The following is an 8,243-nucleotide window of genomic DNA, read 5'->3' as shown; positions in this document are numbered from 1 at the left end:
CATCCGAGCAACCCTCGTCTTTTAATCGCACGAAAGGGCGGGCCACCGATCTCCGCCTCGGAACATGACGTCTAGACCTCCGCAGCGTTCTTCTGGAAATCGTGATGATGCCCGTACACCTTGCCGAGCGTGAAGAAGACTTCGCAGGCTTCGCGCAAGATCAGCGGCGTGTCGCCGATTCCGGCGTCACGAACCAACGTCCCCAGGGGCCTAGGTTGCTTTGTCGACCAGCGGCGTCTTTCTCTTGGGCGGCACATAAGCTGTCACGAGTTTGACCGTTGCGATGTCGACGGTGACCGGAACACCGAGATTGACCGTCACTTTGTCTCCATCGACCCGGGTCACGTCGCCTCGAAGCTCGATCGGCTGGCCATGCTTGACCTTCGATGTCCGGTTCACAATGGAATGCGGCTGATTGTAGGACGGGATAGAGACGCTTACCCAATCTTTTGTCACCCGCCTGCGCACCGTGGCTGTGATGGCGACTTCATCGCCAATGTTGAAAGAGCCCTTCGCCATCGGGATGAGTCTGGAGCGGGAAGCGGCTTAGTCAAGCATCTGCTAATGGAACATCGGATCAGGCGTGAAGTTGATGAAGCAGACGGCGCGCTCGGGCTGCCTCCCTTCCCGGCGCGTCGCGCGTCGGGTGGGGTGTTATCGCAAACAGGCCCACACTGGAATGCGGTTCCCTGGGAGGCCCGGCAAAGAGCCCGCTGTGGTTTTCCACAGCGGGTTTTTTTGGGCCTGCACTCTTGCCGATCAGTCGGCGCAGAGGAATATATTCCGAGTGGTGCGGCGACCCCGGTCACGAGGATCGCCAATGTCGAATAAATACCCGTTCGTTGAAGATACGCTTGGCAAGAAGCTGGCGGCCGGCACTGGCCTGTCCGTCTATTGCCTCACATGCAGGCGGACTGCGCTGCTCGACGTCGCCGAACTGGTCAAACGGCTTGGCCCGGATCACTCCTGCATGCACTGGGGCTTGACCAAAGTGATCTACTGCCACGAGTGCCGAGCCGCCGGCCGGGAGGACCGGAACGTTCAGTTCATTAATCACGCTCTAACGCCGGAGCAGCGCAAGGGCTGGACGCCTTCCCCGTAGAGCGGCCCGACAGTTCCGCGTTGGGGTTTGCGTGGGTTGAACTGCCGGGCCTAACCGACTCGGCAGGAATGAGTCGGCCAAAGAGAAAGCTAAATTAGCATGCACGCATTGATATAGATTTCTATGCCTTTCCACTGGTTTCGTGGCCGGGCACGCGGCTTGCGTAATGTTGCTCACAGGGCTCGTCTGAACTCACGCGGCACGAGCAGCACGGCCATAAGAGCGCTTGCTGCCATCCCGATCATAATCGCGCTGCCGGTAGCGCCAGACTGCGATGGTGAACATCACGGGGTCGATCGCGGCGATGTAGGTTGAGACGGGATCGATAGGTTCAAGGTACGTCCGCGGCGATGGTGAACGGGCGGGTGGTGGCCGTGGTGCCCCTCCGGGGAAGCGAATTGCGCTACCTTGTTACGCCCACCATCCTTCCAATAACTTGGCCAATCTCCGCCACTGGGACCCCGAGCAACCGGCTTAGGAACATTGCACCCGCAGGGTCAGCCACTGGTCGCGCCCAGCGGCGACGTGAGCAGGCGGCGTCTTGATATTTGTGAAAGTGCACGTGCGTGCTGCGATGAATACCCATCACTGAACAGCCCGTAGGCCTCTGCCGGCGGGATTTTTGTTGCGCGGCCTAATTTCATTAGCTGTCACTAAAATCGTTGATGCAGAAACCCGCCAATTGGCGCATAATATTCGCCTGCCCCGCACAGCAAACGGGGTAAGGACCCGGCCTGTCTGCCCTAGTCCCCCGACTTCCCGCAGGCCGGGTATCGTATGTCCGGCCAGCTAATTCGGCCTGGGCGCCTTGTCGGCAACGAAGGGCGCCAGCGCCTCCCCGGAGCGGCGCTACGCGCGCTGACTATCCGAGATCCCCTTCGAACATCACGAGCACGCGATTCGACGCCTTGAGCGCGAAGCGCATGGCTTGCTCATAAGCCGGGTCCGCGTAACAGGCCTTAGCGATCTCCAGCGACGAAACTCCACAAGGACCATGCGCTTGGCCTCGCGCGCCTCGACGAGCAGAGGCGACTGCTTTGTCGTGTTGGTTCGTGCCTGGTATTTTTTCGCCGATCGGCTTCCAGAGGCGGCTATATTCGGCCTGCGCCTCCTGGTCCGAAATCTCGGTTCCAACGTCACGCTGAAGCGCTCTCCCTGATGATTGCCGGCCTACACCACGAACTCGCCGATTGAACGCGTCTCGTTCGGACCGATCGCCGATCTTGGCAGCCGCCGCGATCGCCGCATTGCCGCGCTCATCCTGAATTTGACAAGCGAATATGACCTGCCGGCGGAACGCAAATCCCCTCACGGGGGATCGGCTCAGACGCCCGCCGTTGCCAGCAGTGCCTTCATCCTGGCGGTAGCAAGCTCGGGGTCGGCCAGCAGACCGGCCTGGTCGGAGAGGCGGAAGACGTCCGCGTAGTGGCATATGCCGCGCGCCGACTGCATGCCGCCGACCATCGTGAAATGGTCCTGATGCCCGTTCAGCCAGGCCATGAAGACGATGCCCGCCTTGTAGTATTCTGTCGGCGCTTCGAAGATCTTGCGCGACAGCGGCACGGTCGGCGCCATCAGCGCGTCGTAACCGGCCGTATCGCCCGCCGCCAATTTCGCCAGCGCGGCGTTGGCGACCGGGGCGATGGCGTCGAAGATGCCGAGCAGCGCGTGCGAATGCCTCTTGCCGTCCCCTGCGATCAGCTCCGGATAATTGAAATCGTCGCCGGTGAACATCACGACGCCGTCTGGCAGCCGGTCGCGCAGCAGCACTTCCTTCTCCGCGTCGAGCAAAGATATCTTGATGCCCTCGACCTTGCCCGCATGCCGTTCGATGATGGCGACGACCGTGTCGAGCGCGGTATCGAAATCGTCGCTGCCCCAATAATTCTTGAGCGCCGGATCGAACATGTCGCCCAGCCAGTGCAGGATGACCTTGCCTGACGCCTGGGAGAGCATCCGGTTATAGACGCCGGCATAATCGTCCGGCCCTTTTGCCACCGCCGCCAGCGCGCGGCTCGCCATCATGATCGCCTTGCCGCCCTCGCCTTCGATGAAGGCGAATTGTTCTTCATAGGCGCGGATGACCTCATCGAGCGTCTTGGTTGCCGCCGGCGCCAGGTGATCGGTCCCCGCCCCGGATGCGAGATCGGCGCCCGGCACCGTTTTAGCCTCGGCGATCGAGCGGCGGATCAATTCCTTGGCGTTCGCCCAGTCGAAGCCCATCCCGCGCTGGGAGGTATCCATGGCCTCGGCGATGCGAAAGCCGAGCCGCCACAGATGATGGCGGAACGCCATCGTCCTATCCCAGTCGACCGCCGGCCGGGACCACGGATTGGTCATGGCGATGGGATCGGCAACGACATGGGCGGCGGCATAGGCGATGCGCGAAAAGCGTGCGCCCTCGATCGGTTCGACCGGTTTGCCGACAAGCCGGTAGCTGACCCGGTCGCCATTTGCGGCAGGCAAGATGATGTCCATGAACTCTCCCGTGCGGTCGCTATAAATGGAACGTTCCAATAGATCAAGACCCTTTATGATTCACGGCATCCAAGCCGAAAGACATTGTGTCTCCTTTGGAATAGCCCTTACATTCATTGACGTTTTGAACCGCTCCAATCGATTTTTCAAATCTCAGCGGAATCGTGATTGACTCGGATTTGGATCGATGATTAGAACGTTCCAATAGATTTTCTCGAAACTTGGAGGACATGACGAGGATGGCCAGCCGGGCCAAGGCGACGATCCTGGACATCGCTCGCGAGGCCGGCGTGTCCAAATCGACGGTGTCGCTCGTGCTGCAGGGCAGCGGGTTGATCCGGCCTGAAACCGCGGTCAAGGTGCGCAAGGCGATCGAGGATGTCGGCTATGTCTACAACCGCGGCGCCGCCAATCTGCGCAAGGCCCATTCCAACGTCATCGGCATGGTGATCAACGATCTCACCAACCCCTTTTTCGCCGAGTTGGCGGTCGGCATGGAGCGCGTCTTCCAGGCGGCGGGCGTCGTCCCCTTCATCGCCAATACGGCGGAAAACCCGGTACGTCAGGAAGAGGTGCTGAAGTCGCTGATGGAACAGGGCGTCGCCGGCCTGATCGTCTCGCCGGCGCGCGGCACCACGCCCGGTACCTTCCGCCGCATCGAGACGGCCGGCGTCCCGATCGTCTTCACCATGCGCAGGCTGCCGGACAGCCGCATTCCGGTGATCGCGCCGGACAATCATCGCGGCTCGGTGCTTGCCGCCGAACATCTGATCCGCAGGGGCCATCGCCGCCTGGCCTTCTTCGGCGGTTCATCCGATCTCGTTGTTTATCAGGAGCGCCTGGGGGGCTTCCTCGAAGCCTGCGAAACGCTCGGCATCCCGAATTCCGACCGGCTGATCGTCGAGGGCGAGACCAGCCGCAAGGGCGGCATGGCCTGCCTGGAGACGGCGCTTGTCGTGCCGCAGCCGCCGACCGCAGCGCTGTGCTTCAACGATGCGGTAGCCTTCGGCGTCATGTTGGCATTGCGCAAACGCGGTCTCGAGGCGGGCGCAGACTTTGCCGTCGTCGGCTTCGACGACGTCGCCGAGGCCGAGCACTACAGCCCGGCGCTGACCAGCGTCGCCGTCGACACCGCGGGCCTCGGCGAGCGCGCGGCGCACGTCATGCTGAAGATGATCCAGTCGCGCACCACGCGCGCCGAGAACCATATCGGTGCCGTCAGCCTGGTCGTGCGGGAAAGCAGCGGCCCGGACCGCAACAGCCAAGTGGGAGACGCGGCGTGAGCGTGCGATGGGGACTGATCGGCGCCAGCACGATCGCCAGACAGTTCATGATCGATGCCATCCGCGCGCAGGCCGATGGCGAGGTCGCCGCCGTGATGAGCTCCAGCCCGGAACGGGCCGAGACCTATGCGAGGGAAAACGGCATCGCACGCGCCGTCTCGTCTCTCGACGCGCTGCTCAACTCGGACATCGACGCCGTCTACATCTCGACCACCAACGAATTGCACCTCGAGCAGGGCCTGGCCGCCATCAAGGCCGGCAAGCATGTGCTGTGCGAGAAGCCGTTGGCGCTGACCAGCGCCGATGCGCGTGAGATGGTTGTCGCCGCGAAAGCCGCCGGCATCGTGTTCGGCACCAACCACCACTTGCGCAATGCCGGCGCGCACCGCGCCATGCGGGAGGCGATCGCCGCCGGCAGCATCGGCAAGCCGATCGCGGCGCGCGTCTTCCACTCCGTCTATTTGCCGGAAAACCTGCAGGGTTGGCGCATAACCAAGCTCGAAGCCGGCGGCGGCGTGGTGCTCGACATCACCGTGCACGATGCCGACACGCTGCGCTTCGTGCTCGGCGACGACCCGGTCGAGATCTCCGCCTTCACGCAGTCGGCCGGGATGGCAGCCGGCGGCCTGGAGGACGGCGCCATGTGCATCTGGCGCTTCAAGTCCGGCGTCATCGCGCAGTCGCATGAGGGCTTCACCACCAAATTCGCCGGCACCGGCTTCGAGGTGCATGGCTCGGAAGGCTCGCTGATCGCCACGAATGTGATGACGCAGAAGCCGGTCGGATCGGTGCTGCTGCGCACCGCGAATGGCGAGGAAGAGCTGAGCTTCGACCGCGAGGACCTCTACACCCGCTCGCTGCGCCACTTCCATGCCGCGATCCGCGGCGAAGGCCAGCCTGCCGCCACCGGCGAGGACGGCGTCTGGTCGCTGGCGTCGGCCGAAGCAGCACTGCAGTCGTCGAACACCGGCAAGGCCGTCGCTATCGACCCGCAACTTGGGGGCCTCGCGTGAGCAAGCTCGTCTCGGCCGCCTATGCCGCCAGCCTGATCAACGACGGCATGGTCGTCTCGGTGTCGTCGTCGAGCGGCCTCGGCTGCCCGGACGCCGTGCTTGCCGCGATCGGCGAGCGTTTCGACGCGGAAGGCCATCCGCAGGCGATCACCACGCTGCACCCGATCGCCGCCGGCGACATGTACGGCATCAAGGGCATCGACCATCTCGCCAAGCCCGGCCTGCTGAAGCGCACGCTCTGCGGCTCCTATCCGTCCGGCCCTTCCTCCGCCGAGCCGCCGCAGATCTGGAAGATGATCGGCGACGATTCGGTCGCCGCCTACAACGTGCCGTCGGGCATCCTGTTCGACATGCATCGCGAGGCGGCCGCCAAGCGGCCGGGCGTGCTGACCAAGGTCGGCCTCGATACCTTTGCCGATCCGCGTCACCAGGGCTGCGCCATGAATGCGGCGGCCGGCGAGCCGATCGTCTCGGTTGAGCAGTTCGACGGCGAGGAGTGGCTCTATTTCCGCGCCATCGTGCCCAACATCTCGATCATTCGCGCCACCACGGCCGACGAGCGCGGCAACCTCACCTATGAGCATGAAGGCGCCTATCTCGGCGGGCTGGAGCAGGCGCTGGCAGCCCGCAACAATGGCGGCATCGTCATTGCGCAGGTCAAGCGCATCGTCGAGAACGGCACGTTGAAGCCGCATGACGTGCGTGTGCCGGGCGTGCTGGTCGACCATATCGTGGTGGCGCCCGACCAGTTGCAGACGACGCAGACCCCTTACGACCCGGCGATCTCCGGCGAGATCTTCCGGCCGCTGTCGACCTTCCGCACGCCGGAGATGAACATCCAGAAGGTCATCGCGCGCCGCGTCGCCATGGAATTGCGCGACGGCATGGCCGTCAACATCGGCTTCGGCATCTCGGCCAACGTGCCGCGCATCCTTCTCGAGGAAGGCCAGCACGGCAAGGTCACCTGGGTGATCGAGCAGGGCGCGGTCGGCGGCGTGCCGCTGCTCGATTTCAAGTTCGGCTGCGCCTCGAACGCCGAGGCGATCATGCCGTCGCCGCACCAGTTCATCTATTTCCAGGCCGGCGGCTTCGACGCCTCGCTGCTCTCCTTCCTGCAGATCGACCGGCATGGCTCGGTCAATGTCTCGAAGCTCTCGGCGCGACCGCATGTGACCGCCGGCGCCGGCGGCTTCGTCGACATCACGGCGCGGGCGAGGAAGATCGTCTTTTCCGGCTTCTTCAATGCCGGCGCAAAACTCTCGCTGGCGGATGGCGCCATCCGCATCGACCAGGAAGGCAAGGTCAAGAAGGTGGTCCAGGAGGTCGAGCACATCTCCTTCTCGGGAAAACGCGCCGTCGCGCAAGGCCAGGACATCACCTATGTCACCGAGCGCTGCGTGATGAAGCTGACGCCGGACGGGCTGATGGTGACGGAGCTGGCGCCCGGCATCGATCTCGAGCGCGATGTGCTGGCGCAGGCCGAGATCCCGCTCGCTGTCGCCAACGACCTCAAGGTCACGCCTGCGGCGCTCTATCAGGACCGGCCGATCGGCCTGTCGCTCAATGGCGGCGTTTCGCTCGGAGGCGCGCATGGCTGAGGGTCTCGTCACCTTCGAAAAGGACGGAGCCATCGGCATCGTCACGCTGCGCCGGCCGGAAAAGTTCAACGCGCTCGACATCCCGATGCTGCACGCGCTTGAGGCGGCGCTTGACGAAGCCGAACTGGCCGAGGGCGTTCGCGCCGTGCTGATCCGCGGCGAAGGCAAAGGCTTTTGCGCCGGCGGCGATGTCGAGGCCTGGGGTGCCATGAGCGCCGCCGACTTCCAGGTGCAATGGGTGCGTTACGGCCACCGTGTCTTCGACCGGCTGGCGCGGCTCAGGCAGCCGACCATCGCTGTGCTCTCCGGTCATGCGCTGGGAGGCGGGCTGGAACTGGCCGCGGCCTGCGATTTCCGCGTCGCCGAAACGCAGGTGAAGCTCGGCTTTCCCGAAACGTCCATCGGCGTCGTTCCCGGTTGGTCGGGCACGCAGCGCGCGGTACGCCGCTTCGGCGCACAGATTGTGCGTCGGATGGCGATTGGCGGCGAGATTTTCCTGGCAACCGATGCGCTGGCGCACGGCGTCGTCGACCGCGTCGTCGAGACCGGCAAGGCTTTCGACGAAGCGGAAGTCTGGGGAAAAAAGATCGCCGAGCGCGGCCCGCTGGCTACCGAGGCCGCCAAGCTGATGATCGGCATCGCCGAGGGCGAGGAAGATGCCGCCGCGACCGAGGCGCTGGCCAGCGGCTTCATTGCGCTGACGGCCGACCTCAAAGCGGGCGTCGACGCCTTCAAGGCCAAGCAAAAGCCGGCCTTTTCGAGATCCTAG

Annotated in this window: 9 protein-coding genes; 5 read left to right on the top strand and 4 right to left on the bottom strand. The window is 63.9% G+C overall.

Features of this window, described 5'->3' with window-relative positions; translation table 11 throughout:
- Window positions 1-71: 71 nt before the first annotated feature.
- Both LB553_RS30545 and LB553_RS14035 read right to left on the bottom strand, forming a co-directional pair.
- On the bottom strand, window positions 72-197 hold the full coding sequence (locus LB553_RS30545) for a hypothetical protein (RefSeq protein ID WP_263484053.1): 126 nt from the start codon (window positions 195-197) through the stop codon (window positions 72-74).
- Window positions 198-210: 13 nt separating this feature from the next.
- Entirely contained in the window at window positions 211-519 is a 309-nt protein-coding gene (locus LB553_RS14035) for a hypothetical protein (protein ID WP_224514033.1), read from the bottom strand.
- A 301-nt stretch (window positions 520-820) separates the two neighbouring features.
- On the opposite strand from LB553_RS14035, the gene LB553_RS14030 reads away from it, so the two are divergent.
- The gene (locus tag LB553_RS14030; protein WP_224514032.1) at window positions 821-1,102 is read left to right on the top strand and encodes a hypothetical protein; all 282 of its coding nucleotides are present in this window, start codon (window positions 821-823) and stop codon (window positions 1,100-1,102) included.
- A gap of 862 nt (window positions 1,103-1,964) precedes the next feature.
- Here LB553_RS14030 and LB553_RS14025 read toward each other — a convergent pair.
- Together LB553_RS14025 and LB553_RS14020 are read right to left on the bottom strand one after the other, a co-directional pair.
- Complete coding sequence (locus LB553_RS14025; RefSeq protein WP_224514030.1) at window positions 1,965-2,414, bottom strand: DUF1330 domain-containing protein; 450 nt, start codon at window positions 2,412-2,414, stop codon at window positions 1,965-1,967.
- Between the two features lie 11 nt (window positions 2,415-2,425).
- Window positions 2,426-3,580, bottom strand: coding sequence for a dihydrodipicolinate synthase family protein (locus tag LB553_RS14020; protein WP_224514028.1), 1,155 nt, complete (start codon window positions 3,578-3,580; stop codon window positions 2,426-2,428).
- Between the two features lie 239 nt (window positions 3,581-3,819).
- Between LB553_RS14020 and LB553_RS14015 the strand changes: the two genes are divergently transcribed.
- Genes LB553_RS14015 through LB553_RS14000 form a run of 4 tightly spaced genes read left to right on the top strand, consistent with a single transcriptional unit; the run spans window position 3,820 to window position 8,243 of the window.
- Window positions 3,820-4,863, top strand: coding sequence for a LacI family DNA-binding transcriptional regulator (locus LB553_RS14015; protein WP_224514026.1), 1,044 nt, complete (start codon window positions 3,820-3,822; stop codon window positions 4,861-4,863).
- Window positions 4,860-5,876, top strand: coding sequence for a Gfo/Idh/MocA family protein (locus tag LB553_RS14010; protein ID WP_224514025.1), 1,017 nt, complete (start codon window positions 4,860-4,862; stop codon window positions 5,874-5,876). Before LB553_RS14015 ends, LB553_RS14010 begins: the two co-directional genes overlap by 4 nt.
- Window positions 5,873-7,474 (top strand): acyl CoA:acetate/3-ketoacid CoA transferase, encoded by a 1,602-nt coding sequence (locus tag LB553_RS14005; protein ID WP_224514024.1) that lies wholly within the window; start codon window positions 5,873-5,875, stop codon window positions 7,472-7,474. Before LB553_RS14010 ends, LB553_RS14005 begins: the two co-directional genes overlap by 4 nt.
- Window positions 7,467-8,243 carry an enoyl-CoA hydratase/isomerase family protein gene (locus tag LB553_RS14000; protein ID WP_224514023.1) on the top strand — a complete coding sequence of 259 codons (777 nt, stop codon included), beginning with the start codon at window positions 7,467-7,469 and terminating at the stop codon, window positions 8,241-8,243. The genes LB553_RS14005 and LB553_RS14000 overlap by 8 nt, the downstream gene beginning before the upstream one ends.

Origin of the sequence: Mesorhizobium sp. CA8 (assembly GCF_020164955.1) — a bacterium.
Taxonomy (GTDB): Bacteria; Pseudomonadota; Alphaproteobacteria; order Rhizobiales; family Rhizobiaceae; genus Mesorhizobium.
Note: the sequence above shows the minus strand (reverse complement) of the source record. Positions and strands in the feature narration are given on the sequence as shown.